We start from the raw sequence: 22,414 nt of genomic DNA on the forward strand, positions 1-22,414 counted from the left end.
CCTAAATCACTAAACTTAACGCATGGTAGAAATTCCACGCGTTGCGAATCCGTCTTAAAGCGTTTGTTAGTTTACCTCTGCGACATTCACGACGTGATATTTGTTGTCTTCATCCAATTTAAGATCGAACATTTTATTGTAAGAATTGGTGTTTGCATCTTTGCAACTGATGATTAATTTCAATTCAGATGGAGCCTTACCACTTTTCTCGGTATCCCACTGCAGAGTGTGACTTTGTCCTTCATTAAAATAATGAACGACACTTTTTTGGTTTATTTCCTCTATCTCTGGCACTGTACTAAAGCTAACACTCGAAGCTGGTCGTCCAGAGTTAATTAAATTAATTTGATAGGTTACTTTTGCACCCGACATAGAACTCCAGCCAGCACCCGTTATTGAAAAATTTGGATGTGCCTCTCTCATTGCGCGGATTTCTTCGATTTCCAAAGCTTTGAGGTCTGCTTGTACCTGCTCCCTAGTAGCTTTAACTAGTTCTTTGTGCTGCTCTACAGACTTCTTGAGTTCTTCGGCTTGTAACTCCAGTGCCTTCGTATTTTGCTGAAGTTCACTCTGCTGCTGAATGTAACCTAGAATTAACCAAAAAAGCATAAGCGGTCCAAACACACCCGCAAAAAAATCACCAAACTCATTGAGAGGCATGGTTGCAAGGTCTGGGAGGCTCCCCCATCGTAATAGCAGTATCAGCGCTATGTATAATGCTGTAATTATCACTCCAAATTTAGTCACAAATTCTCCTTGTAAGCTAACCTAACAGTGATTAGATGGAAGGCGGCATTAATCCGTTAGCAGAGAATTCAATATAACTCCGTAACATCTTCACCGCCGTCGAGTTAAAAGCATCATTACATCATAATGTTACCAGCTTACTTTTCGTAATAGGTGTATTCGCTTGATTTCCTCTTTTTGCGCCACCGTTACTACTGTGTGAAAAATCAGTGCTCAGCGCAGTCTTGGAAAGCGCCGCCAAAGCACGCCTGCATGAACAGGTCAGAAATAAACATAAGGCCGTCACCATGTTGGGTGGGTCATTGTGGGCAAGGTTCACTTATCCATTCCATCCAGCATGGCTACCGCCCCTGAATTTCAGCCTCCAGTCTGCTGCGGTTCACCAACGGGATGGGGTTGGCATGGCTCATGGGAGACTCCGACAAGGCAATTGTTGCCAAATGGCAATATTAACTATGGCTCTGTGGATAGAAAGCTCAATATTGAGGATTTCTGTGCAAGATCAATAAATTAATCAAATGTCACCCACGATTGATGACGCGCCGAGATAGCGTGAACAACCATTCTTGAACTATCTCCATAGAATATTTATGGTCATATCTGGCTTGAACCAGCATAAAACTCTTTGTTATTGTCCGCATCCCCCGCTGAAATAGCTTATTTATCTATAAATCAACAAGATAGCATTATGTGGTGGCGTCGCGGGGGCATCTGCTATCGGGAAGGAGAGTTATGAAGTCGCAGTTCAAAGTGGCGCTGGCCATGTTGGCCCTGTTCGTCGTCCAAGGCTGCACAGCCCCGGATTCATCCACCAAGCGCAATGCACCCGGCCCGGTGCTGACCGTGCATTACGAAAGTGCCCCCCTGATCCCCGTCACCATCGCAGGTGAGCAGTACCAGTTTTTGCTGGATACCGGGGCCAGTATCACCTTTATCGATCGTCGTCTGGCCAGCCGCTTCAAGGCGCTGACCTTAAGCGAATTGCCCAGGGCCTATCAGGCTGATTTTGCCACTGTGAGCAGCGTTTCGAGCCAACTGGGCAGCGAGCAGCTTGGCTTTGTTGAGCCGCAGCCCTTCTCGGTGGGGTCGGTCACCATTGATGACAGCGAGCTATGGGCAACTATTGATTTCGATCTTTTCTCCCAGTCTCTTGGCAGCCGTATCGATGGCATCCTCGGGATCGACACCATCCGCCGTTTCAACTGGGTGTTTGATCGCGACAAGCATCAGCTAACTGCTTTGCTGACGGCACCGTCGGCAGCTACGTTCGAGCGTTGCATCGGCTATGAAGACAGCTACAACCGCTCCCCGGCAGTGTATCTGACCCACGGCGAGAGCAGCGTGCGCATGTATCTGGATACCGGGGCCGATCAGAGCTATGCCGACCATGCCTTTATCGACTTTATGGCGAGCCAGAAGGCGATCTCTGGCGAAGATGCGATGCCACGCAAAGGGGTGGACGCCAGCGGTATGGTGGAGGGGCGTGACCATATCCTCACCGGCCTGCACTTTGATGAGCGCCAGCTCGGTGAACTGCGCGTGTCGGAAAACAGCAATGAGCAGTATGGTCTGGGGCTGGATTTTGTTAACCGCTTCAATCGCTTTGCGATCATGCCCGGGCGGATGATGCTCTGCTACGACGCCGACAGCCTGGCGCGCAAAGTGCCGCCAGTCCTGCGCAATATCGGGGTGCGTTTTGATGGCGAGCATCTGCAGGTCTACTACAGCGATGAACGGGATCTTGCCCCCTATGGTCTGGCCAACGGCGACATTCTGGAGCAGATCAACGGGATGGCTTATCGTCCCCTCGATATCGACAAGGTGCGTGAACTGCTCAGCACCAGCAAGCCGGGGTCGCTCAAGTTGCGGATTGTGCGGGAAGGAAAACCGCTGGATATCGCCATCTAGTCAAGGTGGGGCGGCAAGATGAGCCGCCCCTATGAGCGTCAGCCCTTGGTCGGATTTTCCATGCAGGTGAGGGTTGGCTGGCCGTAACGCTCCAGCGTGGCGTCGTCCCCCTTGGTGAAGAAGGTAAGGTTTTGCCCTTCATAACGGGCGCCGCTGGCGCTGGGGGCTTCATAGGCGAGCACTTGTTGCTGCTGGTCGCCCTCGCTCAGGTTGATCACCGCGGCGGGCAGCTTGGCATCGTTATAGAAGTAGGTAGAGAGCATGACGTTCTTGCCGCACTTGTAGTTGACCGGAGCCGGCACCATCAGCTGGCCGCCGCTGATCTGCAGTTCGGTGATCCGCAGCAGGTAGTTATCCTCCACACACTGGCGCAGATCTTGCCCCTTCCAGCAGTCGTTACGCCCCTTGATCCAGCCGCGCTGCATGGCGCGCTCGGTCTTGAGCTGCTCGGGAGAGAGTGCAGCAATCGCCTTGGGGTAGAGGGCCGCCAGTTCGTTATCAAGGGCGGCCAGTCCGGCATCCTTGCAGATCAGGGTTTCGACCGACCCGGAGGCTTTGGTGCAGTCAAAGGAGGGGGTTGCGGCGCTGGCCAGCAGAGGAGCAAACAGCAGGGTGGCAAGCAAGGTCTTGTTCATCGATAGATTCCAGCAATGAGGAGGGTGTTTTGGCCTACTACAGCACACTCTACAGGGCAATGCAGCAGGGACGCCGAGCGCACTTGCACTGCTGAATGGCTGCCAAACGGAAAAACCCGACACTCCTGGCCGGAATGTCGGGTTTTTTGTGGCCGCGATAAAGGGGGAGGCGGGTTGCCCGGTCGATCAGGCCAGCGCCAGTTGCTGACTGCGGGCGCGCCACAGCCGCTCGTGGAAGAAGAACACCACGGTATTGATGGCCGGTTCGATCATCGCCATCACGCCGCCGGTGAGCAGCTCGCCGCTTAGCAGGAAGGCCACTCCGAAGGCCACCGAGAAGTGGACCACCGCGAAGCTGCTGGTCTTGGCCTGCAGGCTGTGCTTTGGCTTGAGCTTGTGCCAGCCAAGGTCATGAAAGTAGAAGGCGACCGTGTTGACGGCGGGCTCGATCAGGGCGATCAGGCTGGCGGTCAGCAGCTCACCGGTCAGCAGGTAAGCCACGGTAAAGGCGACACCGAAGTGCAGGATGGCAAAGCTGATGGTCTTATTCATGATGGCGGCTCCCTTTGTTGATGATGAGAGTATCCGCCGAAATGAGATTAAATGAAAACTATTCTCATCTATTGCCAGAATAGAGAGAACCTATCAACGGGCGAGTGGCCGGTGCGGTTCAGCGGTTGCCAATCGCAACCAAGGCGATAAAGTACAGGTTCTTCACACTTGCCCATGAAAAAGGATCTTTCATGAATATCAATGCCACCCTGCTTGGCCAGTTCATTGCGTTGCTAATGGTCATCGTCGGCCTCATCGCCTGGCGACTGGCGCGCCGCAAGAGCGAGCATCCGGCGCTGATCACCCTTATCTGCTCCCTGCTCTGTCTGTTTCCGCCCTTTGGCCTGCTGGCCCTGTTGCTGGTTGCGCTGAAACAGGATCTGCCCGCCCGCTCATAGGACGCGCAGGTTCAGGCTGCCGCACACACCGGCCGCACCAATAGAAAAAGCCCCGTGATGGGGCTTTTGCTTTTGAACTCGGTGAGCAGAAGACCTTGGACCCCCATCTTTTGGGTTCGGGCTCTGCTACGCCTTGCTCAAAAAGGTAGGTGTCCCAGATTTGTCTGAGCATTCACTGTGTGCTCATCAGCGATGTGACTTTCTATCCCAGCACTATCTAGACTCGCTTTCGCAATATGAGCTTCATGAGGAAAAGAAAACCTTGCTACTACAATCACATATTGCTCCTTGTGGTATAACGCCGCGTTAAGTGGTGAGCAACGCAACCACCATGCCTAAACTATTGTGCCGTAAACACTAAAGCTGAATAAAACCGAAAATGCCAAGCGTTGGGAATCCGTCTTAAACGCTTTGTTATGTAATAATTCTATTTATTAAGCCAATTTTGCCTATCGTACTCAGCTCCATTTTTCATACAGAAATCACCTTCCAAATAGAATTGCTCTTTTCCATTTACCATTCTTTTAACCAGTTCGCTTCCCGTTCTCTCTAAAGGGTCATTATCCTTTAGCCACATTTCATAGCCGTGAATAGACGGTCCCCCAACATTCATAGTGAACTGCACACCATATAAATTGAAAGATACATATGTTTCAGGAGTCGGTGTAATGACAATGTCATGCCCAAACCCTACTTGAACCCATTCACCTGTTTCTGGGTGCCTCATCAATGTATCCATTGGAAACAAAACTTGGCGGTGAAATGGCCATTCCTTAACTCCCTTACCATAACGAGCATAGTTTCTGATTAAATCAAAACTTGGCTCATCAATTATGAGGCCCTGATCCCCAGCATAAGAAAAGCGCAAAGCTAAAGCTTCCAAAGCAAGCATGGCTAGAAACCGAGACATTTCTTGCTGAGGTGGATCTATGTCAACTGGAAAAATAAAAGGTGGAAACTCTCCTGTTGTCTGCATATCTTTTAGATATCCATCAACAATTGCTTGCTCTGACGCTTTTTCAGCTCTTATTTGAAGCTTTTCGTTTTTATCTAGCTTCATATTGATCTGTATTTCCGTTCCAGCTATATAGCCTAATACACTTGGCATTTTCCCTTTTTTATTTGGTACTTGATACCACCCCCTGACGTTTCTCATAGAAGGGTGCGACATTACTGGCCTCTCAACCTTTCTAGCAAAATAGTTATTGCATTTATCACAAACCAACCCTTTAGGTAGTACTAGCTTTTTGCTGCCAAAAGACTCTGGAATAAGATGCTCTACACCCTTGGTGTCATGACTAGATTCTTTACAAAATAAACAACGCACAATTACCCCTTGTTACATAACGCCCTGTTAAGGGGTGAACAACGGAATACAAAAGCCGCCGCATACTACCTTAATCACTTAAACCAACGCATAGTAAAAATGCCACGCGTTGCGAATCCCTCTTGAACAGTTTGTTAGATTTTATAAAGCCTCGAAGTTTCCAAATCAAACTCAATAATCTTGCCTAAAATCACTTTCATATTTTTAATTGTGTCATCTTTTTCATCAATTAAAGTCATAAAGTATAAAATCCGCCCCCACTTTTTGAGGTGCTTTCCACTGACTTGTGCAATAACAGGAGTCAGGGAGTGAAACGCAGGTAAATCTAATCGTATATGAGTTTTGATGTGTGAGATTACCGATTCACTCTCTAGCCCATCTAGAGATTTTTGGATCGCCTCTATTATTGCTTGGTTTAACTCTCTCTCTTGAGAAAGGAACTCATAGTCTCGCGGGTTATTCTCAAAATCTTTTAATCTAGGCTCAATCTTAACTGCACGTTCAAAAATAGATTTATTCTTAAGTAAATTAACAATTATAAATCTTAAATACTCACGCGCTCTTTGTTCTAACTTTTTATTCTTCTCTTTCTCTTGCTTCTTAACAATCAAGTCTAAAGCAACCATGATCAAAACAAGTTCAATTGCAACCCCAACTAACTCTGGAATTATATTACCAACAAAGGCTGCTTTGTAATTTTCGGTAAAAGTGAAAAAAAGAATAGCAACCACAAATGCTACAGCCATCACTAAAGAATTTTTAGGATTCCTCTTTACTTTGTCTATAAACCAACTCACGATACAAACTCTCTCATTTATTATCTAAATTTAACAACTCAACTCAAATATAAAATCTAACGCCGCGTTAAGTAGTGAGCAACGCCGCCACCTAACCTAAACCATTGCACCGTAAACACAAAAGCCAATTTGAACTGAAAATGCCACGCGTTGCGAATCTGCCTTAAACGTTTTGTTATAAAACTATCGAATCTCTGGCAACCTTAGTTCAGATATAAACTGCTCCGCCTCAACCAACTGCGAATGAGTCGCTGTTTCAAGTTGCGCATTTAGTATCATGTCTCTTTCAGCAGCAGAAACAATAATAGTCGTAAATATGGCATCGATAATGGCATAAGAAAAAGTTACTGGACTAGAGCTATTGTTGTAGGGAATATCATAAAGCTTGGCGAGTGTAAGTAACTCTTTAACTGCTGATGGAAGCCTATTTTTGACATCATATCTATTCAGTTCGGCATACCTTCTCAATGAAACTGAAGGCTCCACAACTCTATTTTCCTCAACAACTTCTCCAAACTCTTCCCACTTAATAAACTTAAATTCCTTAACTAAACTCACTGTGATCTCCTGTTTTATAACAGTGATTAGATGGAAGGCGGTATTAATCCGTTAGCAGAGCATTCCATATAACTCCGTAACATTTCCACTGCCGCCAAGTAAAAACAACCATTAAATCATAATGTTACCCGTTTGCTTCTTATGCTGAGCGTATTCGCTTGACTTCCTCTTTTTGCGCCACCGTTACTACTGTGTGAAAAATCAGTGCTCAGCGCACTCTTGGCAAGCACCGCCAAAGCACGCCTGCGTGAGCGGGTCAGAAATCAGCATAAGGCTGTCACCATGTTGACTGGGCAGTCGTGGGCAACGTTCGCTTATCCATTCCATCCGGCATGGCTACCGCCCCTGAATTACAGCCTCCAGTCTGCTGCGTTTAACCAACGGGATGGGGTTGGCATGGCTCATGGGGTGACTCCTACGAGGCTTTGTTGCCAATCGGGTATATTAGCGGCGGGCAGGCGGAGGGAAAGGACCAGATGGCCGATTTCTGATCTGGATCGGCTAATTAGTCAATAACGACTGATCTGGTGTGCAGATGGGGCGCGTGCTGCCATTGGTGAGGAAAATGGTGAGGAAAACCGTTAGTGGGGAAAGAGTGGTTGGGTAAAGCGGTAGCGGGTAAAAAAACAAGAAGCCCCTGAACGGGGCTTCTCTTTGCTGGCCATGTTGCTGGCCATGCCGCCACTTTTAACGGCTTGGGTGAGCGACTCGCTGGCGCCTTGACCGGGCGCCAGAGCGGGCTGGTGCAGGTTTACTCTTCGACCTTGTTCAGCCACTCGACCTTGTATTGGGCACCGGCACCCTGCGCCAGCTTGGCGCACAGTGGTTTGAGAAAGGCTTCAATCTGCTCGTCCAGCATCCAGGGTGGGCTGATGATCAGCATGCCTGAGCCGTTCATGCCCCAGTCGGCTGTTTGACTGGCCACTTCCAGCTCGGCCACCAGGACGTTGCCGAAGTTCTCGCGCTTGATGGCGCGCAGCATGTCGCGGGATTTGTCCGCCTCCTGCCCGAGGATCGGATACCAGAGGGCGTAGATGCCGGTTGCCCAGCGCTTTTGCGCCTTTTTCAGGGTATCGACCACGGCGAAATAATCTTCTTTGAGCTCATAGGGCGGGTCGATCAGCACCAGCCCGCGGCGCGGGGTGGGCGGCAGCAGGGCGATCAGCCCCTCGAAGCCGTCACGGTGGTGTACGGCGACGCGAGGGTCATAACCCATGTTGGCGCGCAGATCTTCGACCTCGTTGTTGTGCAGCTCCATCAGCGCCAGCTTGTCCTGCTCGCGGGTGAGGCGACGGGAGAGCTCCGGCGAGCCGGGGTAGTAGTGCAGCTGGCCATCGCTGTTCATCTCTTCGATGACGCCGAGATAGGGAGCCATGGCAGACCACTGGGCCCGCTCGTCCCACAGGCGGCCGATGCCGTCGGCATACTCCGCCTTCTTCTGGGACCAGTCGCCGCGAAGGTCGTAGAGACCGCCACCGGCATGGGTGTCCAGCACGATGAAGGGTTTCTCCTTCTTTTTGAGGGACTCGATGATCAGGGCCTGAACGGCGTGTTTCAGCACGTCGGCATGGTTGCCGGCGTGAAAGGCGTGGCGGTAGCTCAGCATATTAGATCTCTGAGGGGGCCCTGCTGGGCACCCAGTAACGATAGATAGTTCAACAAATTGCGGCTGTTGCCGCGAAACAGGGAGAGGCTGCGCAGGGTTTGCAACAGGACGCCCTGTTGCAGCCGCTCCAGCTCCAGCTCGTGGGCCAGCATCGACTGATACTGCTGCTCGTCGAGTCGCGTCTTGGCGCTCTGGCGCAGAGCGCGCCACGGGGTCAGCACCGCCTCGGTCTGCACCAGCGCCGGTTGCAGGTCGGTCAGATCGACCACGATGCCGAGTTGATCGAGCCGGTGCAGCAGCAGCGCCAGATTGACGTTGCCCCCCTGCTCCTGCACGGTGAGCCAATCCTGGCTGCGCTCACCATAGACCTTGCCGCTCCAGTGCCAGAAGCCGATCGGCGTCGGCAATTCGTGGACCGCGACCCGCTCGCTGGCCATCAGCTGTTCGTCACGCAAAGAAGGCTTGCTCCATGGTTTCCAGCTCTTCGGAGAGGCTCATCCACTCCAGCTCCACCTCTTCCAGCTGCTCCTTGAGGGGGCCCTGGGATTTGAGCAGTTCGGAGAGCTTGGTTTTAGCGCTCTCTTCGTAGATAGCTGGGTCGGCCAGTTGGCTCTCGATGTCGCCAAGCTTGCCTTGCAGCTTCTCCATACTCGCTTCGAGCTTTTCCAGCTTCTGGCGCAGGGGACGGGTTTGCTGGCGGAACTCCGCCTCGCGCCGCTTCTGATCCTTGCGCGCCACTGCCGAGTTGGCAGAGACGGGGCCATCCGCCGGTTTGGCGTTGGCCTCTTTCTCCTGCTCGCCGAGCCACTTGTGGTAGTCGTCCAGATCGCCGTCGAACGGCTCGACCCGGCCACCGTGCACCAGATAGAAGTCATCTGTGGTGGTACGCAGCAGGTGACGGTCGTGGGAGACCACTACCATGGCCCCTTCGAAACCTTGCAGCGCCATGGTGAGGGCGTGGCGCATCTCCAGATCCAGGTGGTTGGTCGGTTCATCCAGCAGCAGGAGGTTGGGCTTTTGCCAGGTGATCAGCGCCAGCACCAGCCGCGCTTTTTCGCCGCCGGAGAAGGGCGCCACCTTGTCGAGCGCCTTGTCACCGTGAAAACCGAAGCTGCCCAGATAGTTGCGCAGCTCCTGCTCGGTCTTGTCCGGCGCGAGGCGGGCCAGATGATCGAGCGGGGAATCATCGAGACGCAGGGTCTCCAGCTGATGCTGGGCAAAGTAACCTATGCTCACCCCGGCGCTCACTTCGAGCTTGCCGGAGAGCGGCGGGTTGGAGCCCGACAGCATCTTGATAAAGGTCGATTTACCAGCGCCGTTGCGACCGAGCAGACCGATGCGCGAACCCGGTACCAGATTGAGTTTGATCTTCTCCAGGATCACCTTGTCGCCGTAACCGGCAGAGAGGTTCTCCATGGCGATGAGCGGGGTCGGCAGGGCCGACGGCTCGCGAAACTCGAAGCTGAACTCCGAGTCGGCGTGGGCGGGCAGGATCTTCTCCATCCGCTCCATCGCTTTCAGGCGGCTCTGGGCCTGACGGGCCTTGGAAGCCTTGTAGCGGAAGCGGTCCACATACGCCTGCATGTGGGACATCTCCCGCTGCTGCTTCTCGTACATCGACTGCTGCTGGGCCAGATGTTCGGCGCGCTGCAGTTCGAAGTCGGAGTAGCCGCCGGTGTATTCGTTGAGCTTGCCGTTCTCGATATGGATGATGCGGCTGATGACCGAATCGAGGAAATCGCGGTCGTGAGAGATGAGCACCAGCGTGCCCTGATAGCCCTTGAGCCACTTCTCCAGCCAGATCACCGCATCGAGATCCAGGTGGTTGGTCGGTTCATCGAGCAGCAGCAGATCGGAGCGGCAGAGCAGCGCCTGAGCGAGGTTCAGACGCATGCGCCAGCCACCGGAGAAGCTGCGTACCGGCGAGCTCAGCTGCTCGTCGCTGAAACCGAGGCCGTGCAGCAGTTCGGCGGCGCGGGCGCGAATACTGTAGGCGCCGATGGTATCGAGGCGACTGTGCAGCTCGGCCACCAGCAGACCATTGTCATCCTGCTCGGCTTGCACCAGCTGAGCTTCCAGCGAGCGGAACTCCTTGTCGCCGTCGATCACATACTCGAGCGCGGAGCAGTCGAGCGCCGGGGTCTCCTGCGCGACGCCTGCAATCTGCCAGCCAGCGGGCAGGCTGAAGGTGCCGCTGTCGATGGCCAGCTCGCCCCGTACCAGTGCAAAAAAGGTGGACTTGCCACAGCCGTTTTTGCCCACCAGACCCACTTTGTGGCCCGGGTGAATGGTGGCGGAGGCGTTGTCCAGCAGCTTGCGGCCGCCGCGGATCAGTTCGATTTGACTGGCAACTATCATGGGTGGGATCTGCTTGCTCAAAATGGAGGAGAAAAACTGGCGCGGATCTTACGTGAAATGACGCTGATTTGCACTGTAGCGAAGGGCTGGCTACTGGCTGGCACTGCAAAAACATGCCATAACAGAGAAACCAGTTTGGTTACGGGAGGTTAGCATGCATATCAGGGATATTATGACGACCCGGGTCGCCACCGTTTCAATGGATGATCGACTCCGAGTCATCAGGGATATCTTCGAGCAGGCACACTTTCGCCACCTGCTGGTGCTGGAAGAGGAGGAGCTGGTGGGGGTCATCTCGGATCGGGATCTGTTCCGCGCCATCAGCCCCTATCTCGACTCCGAAGCCGAGATGAGCCGCGATACCGAAACCCTCAACAAGCGGGCCCACCAGATCATGAGTCGTCAGCTCGTCACCATCGCTCCTCATCTCACCGTGCGCGACGGCGTCAAGCTGATGCTGGAGAAGGGGGTCTCCTGCCTGCCGGTGCTGGAGAATGGCGCTCTGGTCGGCATCATCAGTTGGAAGGATTTTCTCAAGGCGGCGCTGGAGAGTGACGCACTGGTTTGAGCCCAACGCTTATCGCCACTAGCTGACAGAGAACCAATATAGAGAGAGGGGAGCTAAGGCTCCCCTCTCTCTATATATTGGCTTTGCCGACAATGCCGGTTTGCACGCCGCCAGCATCATCACGGCTCGGGCTGCCCTGCGACAAGGCAGGAGGGGCCGCTGCCGGAGAGGTGCGGCTGAAGATGAGTGCGGATCTCCTGCAGGGTGCGCTGGTACTGCTGGGCATGTTGATCGAGAAACGCGGGGCTGTGCTTGAGGCGCCGCTCCAGGGTATCGACCAGCAGCGCCACCCTGGGAGCGGCCATACCCGCGGGCCAGCAGTGTTGCAGCAGCTCCAGCAGTTGCCAGGCATCGCCCGGCAGGGCGGGGAACTCCTCCAGCAATTGCAAGCCCGCTTGCAGGGCTGTCTGATATTGGCTGGCCTGCATCGCCTTGTGGCGCAGCTGGCGCAGTTCGCTCAGCCTCTGCTCTCTTGCCGTCAGGCGCAGGCCCAGCTCGGCCACCAGATGGTGGAACAGCTGGCGAGTGAGCGGGTGGGGCGCCACCCTGACGCGGTATTGGGTCAGTTGGGTCAGGTAGCGCTGGGCGTGGTGGGGCAAACCGCAGAACTGGCTGACTGCAAAGCCGAGCAGCAGGGTGAGGTGGTTGTCGCTCCCCTCATCCGGCTGGTGGTGGGCAATCAGGATCAGCGCCTCGTCAAATCGGTAATCCAGCCCCAGCATCAACGCCTGCAGCAGCTCATATTCGTGGGGTTGCAGGTGGACGGTGCGCTTGAGGTGCTTCCACTCCTGTTGCAGGGAGCGGATCCGGTTGCTGGAAGGGGCGTGCCACAGCACCGCCAGACTGGCATTGAGCATGAAGCTGTCGATGGCGAGCCGGACGTGCTGCTCGCTGAAGTGGCGCAGGGTCAGGCTGTTGGCCTGCTCCAGCACTTTCTCCTCATCTTGCAGCACCAGCCCGAGCAACATCGCCAGTTGATGCCAGCGTGGCTGATGGGGGCGGATCTGCAGCAGCTCTCCCATGGTCTCCCAGGCCGCCAGCCAGTAATGCTGATGCAGCTGGCTGGCGAGTTGCAGCTCAAGCCGGGTGGCCATCGAGACGCTGGCCTGATGGCGCTGCAAGTCGGTCCGGGCGCTCTGCAATTTGCCGAGCCCCAGCATGGCGTAGAAGAGCCCGGCCCTTGGCCAGCTCGCCTGATACTCGTTGGCACAGAGGGCATAGTGCTGGGCGGCGGTGACCCGCTCGGTCGATTGCAGCAGCAGATAGCCCTTGAGCCGATCCAGCCAGGGGGTCAGCGAGCGATTCTCCCGTTGAAACAGCAGGTCTTCACAGAGGGCGGTAGCCAGTTGCCACTCCCGCAGCAGAATTGGGGCGGCCAGCGTGCGGGTCAGGCTGCTTAACTTCACCAGCTGGCCGAGCACCGCGGTGAGCTGCTGGGTCATGAAGGGAAGAGCCAGATAGAGGGAGAAGTAGAGATCCGAGGGGAGAAACTCCTGCTCGCTCTGATCGGCATCGAGCAGCAGCAATACGCAACCGGGTTGCAGCAGGCCGAGATAGTGCGCTTCGTGCAGCAGCCGTGCTCCGTCAAGATCCTGCTGCTTGTCCTGCTGACAGATGATGGCGTCGAAGGCGTGCTGTTGCAGCAGGGCCAGCAGGCCACTGCGCTCGTGGTTTGGATGGCTGTGGTAGTGGATCCGGTCGGCGGGCACTCCCTGTTCGGTCAGTTCCCGGGTGATGGCGCTACGGAGCAGGGGATCCTCTTCGAGCAGCAGTATCGTCATGCAGGTACTTCCTGTGAGCAAACCATTAGGTTGATTATGGTAGACCCAAGAGGAACATAGGCACAGCACTCGCTGAGTGAAAAGCTGACAGTAGCCAGCAGTGTGCTGGAGGGCGCACTATGGGCTGTCATTTCAATCGGTTATGCCATCGCTCAGGGCTGCGACCTGTTATTGCAGAGGGCGGACCTGCGTCCCGAAGGGGCAGTCGCTCTGGCGGATCAGCCGCGACCCCTTGCCCTGTTCCCCCAGCCAGCTCAATTCCAATTTGCCGAGGCGGCCCAGATGGCGCAGCTCGAACTCGTAGCGCTGGCAGAGGTTGTCCTGGGGCAGGCTCGCCATCCCCGCTGGCAGTCGGTATTGATAGCGCAGGAGTGGCCCATCTTCCAGCTTGCTGGTCACTGGCACCAGCCCCTCTGGGGTGGGCTGCGGTGCCCCGAGTGCGCGGCGCAAACTGAGCGGTGCATCGATCGCCTTTTGATAGTGCAGGCCGTTCATCGCCGCCAGCTCCTCTTCCAGTCGTTGCAACTCCCCTTCCAGCCCATTGAGCGCGGCCCCCAGCTGCTGGTGGGTCGTTGACGAGGCGCAGCCACCCAACAACAGGGTGGCAAGCAGCAGGGCGGCTCTGATGGGGGGCACGGCATCTCCTTGGCTATGACGATGAAGCGTGAAGGTCAGGTCGGTTGGCCTGACTATAGCAGGGGATTGCTGGGGGGCGTCCCCTGCAGCAGTTGGGCCAGACGGGCCAGCCCTTCGCCGACCCGGGCGTCGGTGGCGGGTTGGCTCAGGCTCAGGCGCACCCCCTGTGGAGCAGCAAACTGGCCGGCGGCGAAGTGTTCCCCGCTCGCCACACCAACGTCAAGGGCGTCGGCGGCGGCAGCAAACTGCTGGCTGCGCCAGGGCTCCGGCAGCGGCAGCCAGGCGTGCATGCTGCCCGGCTGCCAGCGGGCGGCGGGCAGCAGGTGGCGCAGCAGTTCGCCACGGCGTTTGAGGATCTCCCGCTGCTGCTCGACCAGCGGCATGATCTGGCGCTGACTGACCATTTTGCAGGCGAGCTCGATCAGCAGCGGGCTCACCATCCAGCTCGACAGCCGCATGGTCTGGGCGAAGGCGCTGCGCAGGGCAGGGGGCGTCAGCACGAAGCCCACCCGCAGGCCGCCGCAGGCGATCTTGGCCAGACTGCCCAGATAGATGACCCGCTCCGGCGCCAGATTGACCAGAGGGATCACAGGTTGCTGGGGCAGCAGGCCGTTGACGTCATCCTCGATGATCAGCAGATCGTGGCGACGGGCGATGGCGACGATGGCCTCCCGCCGCGCCAGACTCATGATGGCGGTGGTGGGGTTTTGCAGGGTCGGCGTGAGGTAGAGCAGCTTGGCCCGGCGGGTACGGCAGGCGGCGTCCAGCGCTTCGGGCAGCAGCCCCTCCTCGTCCATCGCGAGCCCCATCACCTGATTCTTCAGCTGGCGGACATTGCCCAGCATACCGGGGTAGCTTAGCCCCTCGCACAGGATGGTCTCCCCCACGCAGCCGGTCGCCAGCAGCGCCAGCATGATGCCGTGCTGGGCGCCGTGGCTGAACAGCAGGCGATCCTCACTGCAGGCCACCCCTTGCTCCGCCAGCCAGTCGACAAACTGCTGGCGCTGATCCGGTCGTCCCGCCTCCTTGTCGTAGCCGAGCAGGGCGTTGAGATCCCCGTCCGCCACTTCCCCCAGCATGGGGCGAATGATGGCCGCCCGATCCAGCTGCACCGGCAGGTTCTGCCACAACTCGATGCGGTGCCCCTCCTCCTGGCGGATCACCCACTCATTGGCGGGATCCGTGTTCGCTCCCTTGACCCAGGTACCGTGGCCCACCCGGGCGGCCAGCAGGCCGCGCCGCTCCGCCTCGCTGTAGGCGCGGGTGACGGTGCCGACGGTGACACCCAGACGATCCGCCAGGGATCTGTGGGTAGGCAATCGGGTCTGCGGTGGCAGCTCGCCATTCGCGATCCCCTGTTCGATCGCTTTGACCAGCTTGAGGTAGAGGGGTCCATCGAAGGCCGCAAGGTCGGGTGTCCAGATTGTCATGGTGACAATAAATCCATTGATCCAAATTTGTTGTCAATATAGCGTGATTTTCAACCTGATAACAACCAAATAGCACGCATTGTATCGATACAATGTGGCAAGCAAGGAGTCACAATATGACGATGGAGTGGTATGTCACCCTGTTCGGTTTTGCCGTACTCACCTGCGGTACGCCGGGGCCCAACAACCTGATGCTGACGGCCTCCGGCGCCAATTTCGGGGTGCGTCGCACTCTGCCACATCTGCTCGGGGTGGGGCTGGGGCAGCCGGTGTTGCAACTGGTGCTGGCGCTGGGGCTTTATCCGCTGTTCGAGCGCTGGCCCCTGCTACGGCTCGGTTTGCAGATCTTCGGCAGCCTCTATCTGCTGTGGCTGGCGTGGCGTATCGCGGTGGCCGGGGCGCCGGGGGATCCGGCCCGGAGCGCCCGTCCGCTAACCATGCTGGAGGGGCTGGGTTTTCAGTTCCTCAATCCCAAGGCGTGGATGATGGGGATCTCCGCCATCAGTCTGTTCAGCCTGCCCGGCGCCAGTTACTGGTCGAGTCAGCTGGCGGTGATGGTCATGTTTGCGCTGGTGGCCCTGCCGGTCTGCTTTGTCTGGGTACTGTTCGGCCATCAGCTGAGCAACTGGATCAGCTCGGATCGGGGCTGGCGGCGGCTCAACGGCTCCCTCGGTCTGCTGACGGCGCTCTGCGTGGTGATGCTCTGGTATTGAGCCGTGCTGCGCTGATGGGGGAGGTGGCCGAGAAAGAGGCATTTCTGACTTGTCGCCACGGGGTTGGCTCTGCATATTAGAAGGCTTTCCCCATAACGGGGGCGTTGCATCGACAAGAGGTTGAGATGGATCTGAACTGGTTACTGCCCCTGGCGGGGTTTGCTCTGGTTACCTGCGGCACGCCGGGGCCCAACAATATGTTGCTCACCAGCGCCGGGGCGGCGCAAGGTTTTCGCCGCACGATTCCCCTGCTGGTGGGGGTGGTCGGGGGGATCAATCTGATGATCCTCGCTACCGCGCTGGGGCTTGGCGTGGTGTTCGAGAAGGTGCCGCTGCTGCACGACGGCCTCAAGCTTATCGGTTCGGCCTATCTGCTCTGGTTGGCGTGGAAGGTGGCGACGGCCAGCGGCCCGGCCGAGGGCAACCGGCCGCTCATTCCCGCCCATCAGGGGGCCATGCTGCAACTGCTCAATCCCAAGGCATGGATGATGGCGCTCTCCGCCATCAGCGGTTTCACTCTGGCGGGGGAGGCTTACTGGCCCTCCGCGCTCTGGGTGTTGGTGATCTTCTTTATTACCGGCCTTTACACCGGGGCGTTCTGGGTGTTGTTTGGTGCCCAGGTGCGGCAAATCATCCGCACTGCCCGGGGTTGGCGGCGTTTCAACCTCGGCATGGGGCTGGCGACGGCCGCCTGTGTCGGGATGATCTGGATTTAGCTCGGGGTTGACCCGGGCCTTTACCGGCTGTCTTGTTGGCCCTGCGGGGCCTTTTTTATCTCGATCCAGTGACCTTGCCTGCAAGGTGGCGTGGCTCTGCCCTCCCTTGGGATGAAAGGAGTTCATATGAAATGTATCGGTCTGCTGGGTGGCATGAGCTGGGAGTCCACCGTCAGTTACTATCAGGCGCTCAATCGCGGGGTGCGGGCGCAGCTTGGCGGCTTGCACTCGGCGCGGGTGCTGCTCAACAGCGTCGACTTTGCCGGTATCGAGCGGTTGCAGCATGCCGGTGACTGGCCCGCTACCGCCCGCCTGCTGGCGGCGGAGGCGCGCAAGTTGCAGGATGGCGGCGCCGATTTCTTGCTGATCGGCACCAACACCATGCACAAGGTGGCGCCCGAGATTGAGGCAGCCATCGATATCCCGCTGCTCCATATCGCCGATGCTACCGCGGCCAAATTGCAGGCGGACGGGATAACCCGGGTCGGCCTGCTCGGCACCCGCTTCACCATGGAGCAGGATTTCTACAAGGGGCGCTTGCAGGCGCGTTTCGGGTTGACGGTGCTGGTGCCCGATGAGGCCGGGCGGGAGCGGGTGCACAGGATCATCTATGACGAGCTCTGCCTGGGGGAGATCCGCGAATCGTCGCGGGCCGAGTATCTGGCGATTATCGAGGGGCTGGCAGCCGCTGGCGCCGAGGCGGTGATCCTCGGCTGCACCGAGATTGCCCTGCTGGTGGGGGATGCCCGAGCGGCGGTGCCGCTCTACGACACCACCGCCATCCATGCCGAAGCGGCGGTCGCGCTGGCACTGGCATCCGATTAATAAACTGGTCAGATCTCACTATTCATGCTTGTCTCATACCCCTTGCCATAAAAGCGTGTAAAATTGCGCCCTGAATTTTCCCCGGCCAACGCGGGTTGGCTGCGGTTTCCTAGCATGCAAGGCTGACATTGTGACTGAAGTAGATAGATTCGCGGATATTCGCCCCTACCGCGATGAAGAAGTGCCGGCAGCCATCGAACGGCTGATCCAGGATGATGAATTTATCGGCGCCATCGCCAAGTATCGTTTCGGTTCCCTGATGAGCTGGCTGGGTTGGGCCATCCGCCCGATGATCCGCCTGTTCCTGCGCCGCAAATGGTCAAAAGTGACCACAGTGCATCAGGTCCAGATGGGGGTTACCCGGTATATGTCCCGCATGATCGCCACCTCCACCAAGGGGGTGACCTTCTCCGGGATCGAGCATCTTAAGAAAGAGCAGGGCTATCTGTTTGTCTCCAACCACAGAGACATCGCCATGGACCCGGCGTTCGTCAACTGGGGGCTGCACACCCACGGTTTCGATACCGTGCGCATCGCCATCGGTGACAACCTGCTGCGCAAACCCTGCGCTACCGAGCTGATGAAGCTCAACAAGAGCTTTATCGTCAAACGCTCTGCCAAGGGGCCGCGGGAGATGATGAAGGCGCTCGGCGAGCTGTCTGCCTATATTGGCAACTCGGTTCACGAAGGTCACTCCATCTGGATCGCCCAGAAGGAAGGGCGCGCCAAGAATGGCGATGACAAGACCGATCCCGCCATCCTCAAGATGTTCTACGTCGACGGCAAGAAGCAGAAGATCGACTTCGTCGACTACATGCGCAGCCTCAATATCGTGCCGGTCAGCATCAGCTATGAGCTCGACCCCACCGACAAGGCGAAGGCGCGCGAGCTCTACGAGAAGTCGGTCAACGGCAGTTACGAGAAGGGCGAGTTCGAGGATATCGAGAGTATCGTCGCCGGTATCGTTGGCATGAAGGGGCGGGTACACGTCTCCTTCGGTGCGCCGATTACCGAGGGCTTCAGCGATCCGGACGAACTGGCCGCGCTGATCGACAAGGCGATCTGGAGCAGTTACCACCTGTTCCCCAGCAACTATCTGGCGGCCGATGTCTCCGGCAAGGCCAATACCATCGAGCAGGCGGCCTTCCTGACCCGTCAGTCAGAGGTGCCGGAAGAGCACAAGGCGATCTGGCGGGCCATGTACGCCAAACCGGTGGAAAACGCCCAAAAGGCTTGAATGAAACCGGTGGCTAAACGGTTTTGCGAAAAAAACGGGCGCTGATGCGCCCGTTTTTGCGTCTGGTCAAAGTCGAGGAGGAAAGGGTGGTGAATAATATGGTTTCAGCTGGTACGATCACTATGAAAATGGGATTATGTCTCTTGGCAAGGTGCTGACGAGTGTGTAACAGTGCCCATATAGCTGAACATGAGCAAAAGCTCTAAACCGGTTTGCACGGATTGCAGACGGCATTATTGAAGGACCTGTCACAGGTCCTTTTTCATTGGCTGGAAAAGATGCCGCTCAGATATACCTAACAGGAAACAGACGCCATGATCACCGGTAGCCTGAACACCCTGCAGCGGACGCCGCTGCCCGCCCCGCTGGCCCGCATTATGGCCGAGGTGGTGAAGAGCGTGGCTCACTGGGGTGACGCTCCGCTCGGCAAGACCGAGATCGATGGCCTCAACCTGTTCTGTCTGGTGAGCGAGGATCTGACCGAGCCAGCCGCGGATCGCCGTGGCGAATTCCATCAGCAGTATCTCGATATCCAGTTGCTGCTGCGCGGTGAAGAGTGGATAGGTGTGGGCCCCCACGACTACGTGAGCGACGGCGCCGACCATCCCCATCCCGACCTCTGGTTTGTCGATGACGAGCAGACCAGCTATCTGGCGCTGCAACCAGGCGATTTCGCCATCTTCTGGCCGGGCGAGCTGCACCGCCCGCTCTGTACCTTAAACCAGCCCGCCAAGGTGAAGAAGCTGGTGGTCAAGGTACACAAGAATCTGCTGGTTATCGCTTGAGCATTCCCATTGAGGCGAGCCCTGCGCAGCTGATGCGTTGAGACTCGCAAGCATTGAAACCAGTGATACGTACCACAAGTTGCGATCACTCTTTCAAGAGCAAGAATTGAAAAATTGGACGCACCCTCCTGCGACCATAAGCCCCCGGCAGGGGAATCCCATCCTCTTTTGGATGACACGACACTGTCGGCATAAAGCCGAAGCACAGGAAGATGTAGAAAATGAGCAAGTTGGTATTGATCCTTAACTGCGGTAGCTCTTCCCTGAAATTTGCCGTAATGGACGCCGAAACAGGTGAGGACATGCTGTCCGGCCTGGCCGAATGCTTCAATCTGGATGATGCACGTATCAAATGGAAACTCCACGGGGTCAAGGGCGAAGCCATGCTGGGAGCGGGTGCCGCTCACCAGGAGGCCCTCGACCATATCGTGGGTCACATCCTGCCGCAGGATCCGACTCTTGCCGAGCAACTGGTGGCCATCGGTCACCGAATCGTACACGGTGGCGAGCAGTTCTCCCGCTCCGTGCGTATCGATGACGGCGTGATCGCCGGTATTGAAGCTGCCATTCCGTTCGCCCCGCTGCACAACCCGGCGCACCTCATCGGTATTCGCGCCGCGCTGAAAGTGTTCCCGCAGCTGTCCGAGAAGAACGTGGCCGTCTTCGACACCGCCTTCCACCAGACTCTGCCGCAAGAGGCCTACCTCTATGCGCTGCCGCACAAGCTCTACCGCGAACACGGCATCCGTCGTTACGGTGCCCACGGTACTTCTCACCGCTACATCGCGGAAGAAGCCGCGAAAGAGCTGGGCAAGCCGTTGAATGAACTGAACATCATCAACTGCCACCTGGGTAACGGTGCCTCTGTCTGCGCCATCAAGAACGGCGAATCCGTAGACACCTCCATGGGGCTGACTCCGCTGGAAGGTCTGGCGATGGGTACCCGCTCCGGTGATATCGATCCGGCCGTGGTCTTCTTCATGCACGACCAGCTCGGTTACAGCGTGGAGCAGATCAACCACACCCTGACCCGTGAGTCCGGTCTGTTGGGGATGACCGAAGCGAGCAGCGATTGCCGCTACGTCACCACCAACTACGCCACCGACGCCGGTGCCAAGCGTGCGCTGGATGTCTTCACCTACCGTGTGGCAAAGTATGTCGGTGCCTACGCCGCTGCGATGGACGGTCGTCTGGACGCCGTGGTCTTTACCGGTGGTATCGGTGAGAACGCCGCCATGGTGCGCGAGATGGTGCTGAACCGTCTGGCCCTGTTCGGCTTCAAGGTGGACAAAGAGGCCAACAACGCCGCGGTACTGGGTGGCGAAGGTCGCATCACCACCGCCGACAGCCGTTGCGCCATGGTGATCCCGACCAACGAAGAGCTGGTCATCGCCCGCGATGCCCTGAGCCTGGTCTGCTAAGTCAGCCTCGCTCTGAAACAACGCCCGGCCTGTGCCGGGCGTTGTCATTTCTGGCGTACGCCGATTTGACATGGGGGAGGGGAGCGGTACCCTGACCATCACTGTTTTTGCAGCCTGCGGGCTGCCCGGTTCGGGAGAGAGCAATGAAAGAGGCGTTTTTTAACTGGTTGTCGGGCCTTGGGGTGGAAGTGACCAGCCTGATGGCGCTGGTGATCGCGCTGGGCTTTATCGTCATCACCTCGTTGCTGCTGCACATGGCGCTGCACCGGGTGCTGCTGGTCCGGCTGGTGGGGATCCTCGGCAAGGCCAAGCAGGTGTGGCTGCCGCCCCAACTGCAACAGCGCCTCTTCAACCGGCTCGCCTTCGTGCTGCAGGGGGCCGTGCTGCTCGGTCAGGCGGAGATCTGGCTACCCCGTCAATCGGATAGCCTCAAACTTATCGAGATGGTGGCCCAGCTCTGGATCTTGCTGTTCCTGCTGCTGGCCTTCTTCGCCCTGCTCGACTGCCTGTTGTCGGTGAGCCGTTACACCCGCCTTGGTCGGGATTTGCCACTGCGTGGCATCTTCCAGGGGGCCAAGCTGGTAGGCAGCATTCTGGTGGGCATCCTGATGATCGCCCTGCTGCTCGGCAAGTCGCCGCTGTTCCTGTTCAGCGGTCTGGGTGCCATGACCGCAGTGCTGATGCTGGTGTTCAAAGACCCTATCCTCGGACTGGTGGCAGGGATCCAGCTCTCCGCCAACCGGATGCTGAGCGTCGGTGACTGGCTGCAGATGGACAAGTACGGTGCCGATGGCGAGGTGACCGACATCGGCCTCACCACGGTCAAGGTGTCGAACTGGGACAAGACCATTACCACCATTCCTACCTATGCCCTGATCTCCGACTCTTTCAAGAACTGGCAGGGGATGACCGAGTCGGGGGGCCGTCGCATCAAGCGCAGCGTCAATATCGACATGACCAGCGTGCGCTTTCTGACGGCCGAGGAACAGTTGCAGCTCAAGCAGGCCCAACTGCTGGCACCCTATCTGAGCCGCAAGGAGCAGGAGCTGAGTGCCTACAACCAGCAGCTGAGCGATGCCCTGAGCTGCCCCATCAACGGTCGTCACCTCACCAACCTCGGCACCCTGCGCGCCTATCTGGATGCCTACCTGCGTGCCCACCCCGGCATTCGCAAGGACATGACCCTGATGGTGCGCCAGCTGGCACCCACGTCAGACGGTCTGCCGCTGGAAATTTACTGCTTTACCGCGACTACCGCATGGGCCGATTACGAAGGGATCCAGGCCGATATTTTCGACCATATCTTCGCCATCATTGAGCAATTTCATCTGCGGTTGCATCAATCTCCCACAGGTTACGATATGCGTGCCTGGCAACGGGGATAAACAGGGAAATGGGGCGGGTCGAGGATGCGGA

At 57.0% G+C, this 22,414-nt stretch carries 22 protein-coding genes; 10 read left to right on the forward strand and 12 right to left on the reverse strand.

Features of this window, described 5'->3' with window-relative positions:
* Positions 1-66 precede the first annotated feature (66 nt).
* Complete coding sequence (locus tag I6L41_RS20290; protein ID WP_005362823.1) at positions 67-747, reverse strand: hypothetical protein; 681 nt, start codon at positions 745-747, stop codon at positions 67-69.
* A gap of 732 nt (positions 748-1,479) precedes the next feature.
* On the opposite strand from I6L41_RS20290, the gene I6L41_RS20295 reads away from it, so the two are divergent.
* Positions 1,480-2,655, forward strand: coding sequence for an aspartyl protease family protein (locus tag I6L41_RS20295; protein ID WP_216960953.1), 1,176 nt, complete (start codon positions 1,480-1,482; stop codon positions 2,653-2,655).
* 38 nt (positions 2,656-2,693) lie between these two features.
* Here I6L41_RS20295 and I6L41_RS20300 read toward each other — a convergent pair whose 3' ends face one another.
* Both I6L41_RS20300 and I6L41_RS20305 read right to left on the reverse strand, forming a co-directional pair.
* Positions 2,694-3,290 carry an MliC family protein gene (locus I6L41_RS20300; RefSeq protein WP_216960956.1) on the reverse strand — a complete coding sequence of 199 codons (597 nt, stop codon included), beginning with the start codon at positions 3,288-3,290 and terminating at the stop codon, positions 2,694-2,696.
* Between the two features lie 186 nt (positions 3,291-3,476).
* Entirely contained in the window at positions 3,477-3,842 is a 366-nt protein-coding gene (locus I6L41_RS20305) for a DUF2061 domain-containing protein (RefSeq protein WP_216960960.1), read from the reverse strand.
* A 191-nt stretch (positions 3,843-4,033) separates the two neighbouring features.
* On the opposite strand from I6L41_RS20305, the gene I6L41_RS20310 reads away from it, so the two are divergent.
* Positions 4,034-4,240 carry a hypothetical protein gene (locus tag I6L41_RS20310; protein ID WP_043821654.1) on the forward strand — a complete coding sequence of 69 codons (207 nt, stop codon included), beginning with the start codon at positions 4,034-4,036 and terminating at the stop codon, positions 4,238-4,240.
* Between the two features lie 427 nt (positions 4,241-4,667).
* On the opposite strand, the gene I6L41_RS20315 is transcribed toward I6L41_RS20310, so the two are convergent.
* From I6L41_RS20315 to I6L41_RS20345, 6 genes are all read right to left on the reverse strand, one after another.
* Positions 4,668-5,567 carry an HNH endonuclease gene (locus I6L41_RS20315; protein WP_216960963.1) on the reverse strand — a complete coding sequence of 300 codons (900 nt, stop codon included), beginning with the start codon at positions 5,565-5,567 and terminating at the stop codon, positions 4,668-4,670.
* A gap of 134 nt (positions 5,568-5,701) precedes the next feature.
* Positions 5,702-6,364, reverse strand: coding sequence for a hypothetical protein (locus I6L41_RS20325; RefSeq protein WP_216960965.1), 663 nt, complete (start codon positions 6,362-6,364; stop codon positions 5,702-5,704).
* Positions 6,365-6,547: 183 nt separating this feature from the next.
* Positions 6,548-6,922 (reverse strand): hypothetical protein, encoded by a 375-nt coding sequence (locus tag I6L41_RS20330; protein WP_025594819.1) that lies wholly within the window; start codon positions 6,920-6,922, stop codon positions 6,548-6,550.
* Positions 6,923-7,673: 751 nt separating this feature from the next.
* Entirely contained in the window at positions 7,674-8,528 is an 855-nt protein-coding gene (locus I6L41_RS20335) for a 23S rRNA (adenine(2030)-N(6))-methyltransferase RlmJ (protein WP_216960970.1), read from the reverse strand.
* Positions 8,522-8,983, reverse strand: coding sequence for a DUF2390 domain-containing protein (locus I6L41_RS20340; RefSeq protein ID WP_005343337.1), 462 nt, complete (start codon positions 8,981-8,983; stop codon positions 8,522-8,524). The genes I6L41_RS20335 and I6L41_RS20340 overlap by 7 nt, the downstream gene beginning before the upstream one ends.
* Positions 8,976-10,886, reverse strand: coding sequence for an ABC transporter ATP-binding protein (locus I6L41_RS20345; RefSeq protein WP_040068347.1), 1,911 nt, complete (start codon positions 10,884-10,886; stop codon positions 8,976-8,978). The genes I6L41_RS20340 and I6L41_RS20345 overlap by 8 nt, the downstream gene beginning before the upstream one ends.
* 154 nt (positions 10,887-11,040) lie before the next feature.
* Between I6L41_RS20345 and I6L41_RS20350 the strand changes: the two genes are divergently transcribed.
* On the forward strand, positions 11,041-11,454 hold the full coding sequence (locus tag I6L41_RS20350; protein ID WP_040068349.1) for a CBS domain-containing protein: 414 nt from the start codon (positions 11,041-11,043) through the stop codon (positions 11,452-11,454).
* A gap of 119 nt (positions 11,455-11,573) precedes the next feature.
* Here the strand turns inward: I6L41_RS20350 and I6L41_RS20355 are convergent, their stop codons facing one another.
* The 3 genes from I6L41_RS20355 to I6L41_RS20365 form a co-directional block, all read right to left on the reverse strand.
* The gene (locus tag I6L41_RS20355; protein ID WP_216960973.1) at positions 11,574-13,235 is read right to left on the reverse strand and encodes a hypothetical protein; all 1,662 of its coding nucleotides are present in this window, start codon (positions 13,233-13,235) and stop codon (positions 11,574-11,576) included.
* A gap of 168 nt (positions 13,236-13,403) precedes the next feature.
* Positions 13,404-13,871 carry a hypothetical protein gene (locus I6L41_RS20360; protein WP_216960976.1) on the reverse strand — a complete coding sequence of 156 codons (468 nt, stop codon included), beginning with the start codon at positions 13,869-13,871 and terminating at the stop codon, positions 13,404-13,406.
* A gap of 53 nt (positions 13,872-13,924) precedes the next feature.
* The gene (locus I6L41_RS20365; RefSeq protein WP_216960979.1) at positions 13,925-15,301 is read right to left on the reverse strand and encodes a PLP-dependent aminotransferase family protein; all 1,377 of its coding nucleotides are present in this window, start codon (positions 15,299-15,301) and stop codon (positions 13,925-13,927) included.
* Positions 15,302-15,417: 116 nt separating this feature from the next.
* Here I6L41_RS20365 and I6L41_RS20370 point away from each other — a divergent pair, with 116 nt between their 5' ends.
* The 7 genes from I6L41_RS20370 to I6L41_RS20400 all read left to right on the forward strand — a co-directional run bounded on the left by I6L41_RS20370 (position 15,418) and on the right by I6L41_RS20400 (position 22,383).
* Positions 15,418-16,014 carry a LysE family translocator gene (locus I6L41_RS20370; protein WP_042052350.1) on the forward strand — a complete coding sequence of 199 codons (597 nt, stop codon included), beginning with the start codon at positions 15,418-15,420 and terminating at the stop codon, positions 16,012-16,014.
* Positions 16,015-16,139: 125 nt separating this feature from the next.
* A complete protein-coding gene (locus I6L41_RS20375) occupies positions 16,140-16,730 on the forward strand; it encodes a LysE family translocator (RefSeq protein ID WP_005335534.1) in 591 nt (196 codons plus the stop codon).
* A gap of 126 nt (positions 16,731-16,856) precedes the next feature.
* Entirely contained in the window at positions 16,857-17,555 is a 699-nt protein-coding gene (locus I6L41_RS20380; RefSeq protein WP_216960982.1) for an aspartate/glutamate racemase family protein, read from the forward strand.
* Positions 17,556-17,685: 130 nt separating this feature from the next.
* Positions 17,686-18,792, forward strand: coding sequence for a 1-acyl-sn-glycerol-3-phosphate acyltransferase (locus I6L41_RS20385; protein ID WP_042084524.1), 1,107 nt, complete (start codon positions 17,686-17,688; stop codon positions 18,790-18,792).
* Positions 18,793-19,106: 314 nt separating this feature from the next.
* Positions 19,107-19,577 (forward strand): YhcH/YjgK/YiaL family protein, encoded by a 471-nt coding sequence (locus I6L41_RS20390; RefSeq protein WP_216960986.1) that lies wholly within the window; start codon positions 19,107-19,109, stop codon positions 19,575-19,577.
* Positions 19,578-19,798: 221 nt separating this feature from the next.
* Positions 19,799-20,998: an acetate kinase gene (locus I6L41_RS20395; RefSeq protein WP_005354534.1), complete on the forward strand. Its 1,200-nt coding sequence runs from the start codon at positions 19,799-19,801 to the stop codon at positions 20,996-20,998.
* 143 nt (positions 20,999-21,141) lie between these two features.
* Positions 21,142-22,383 carry a mechanosensitive ion channel family protein gene (locus I6L41_RS20400; protein WP_005335524.1) on the forward strand — a complete coding sequence of 414 codons (1,242 nt, stop codon included), beginning with the start codon at positions 21,142-21,144 and terminating at the stop codon, positions 22,381-22,383.
* Positions 22,384-22,414: the final 31 nt, after the last annotated feature.

It is taken from the genome of Aeromonas sp. FDAARGOS 1411 (assembly GCF_019047125.1).
Lineage (GTDB): Bacteria > Pseudomonadota > Gammaproteobacteria > Enterobacterales > Aeromonadaceae > Aeromonas > Aeromonas veronii.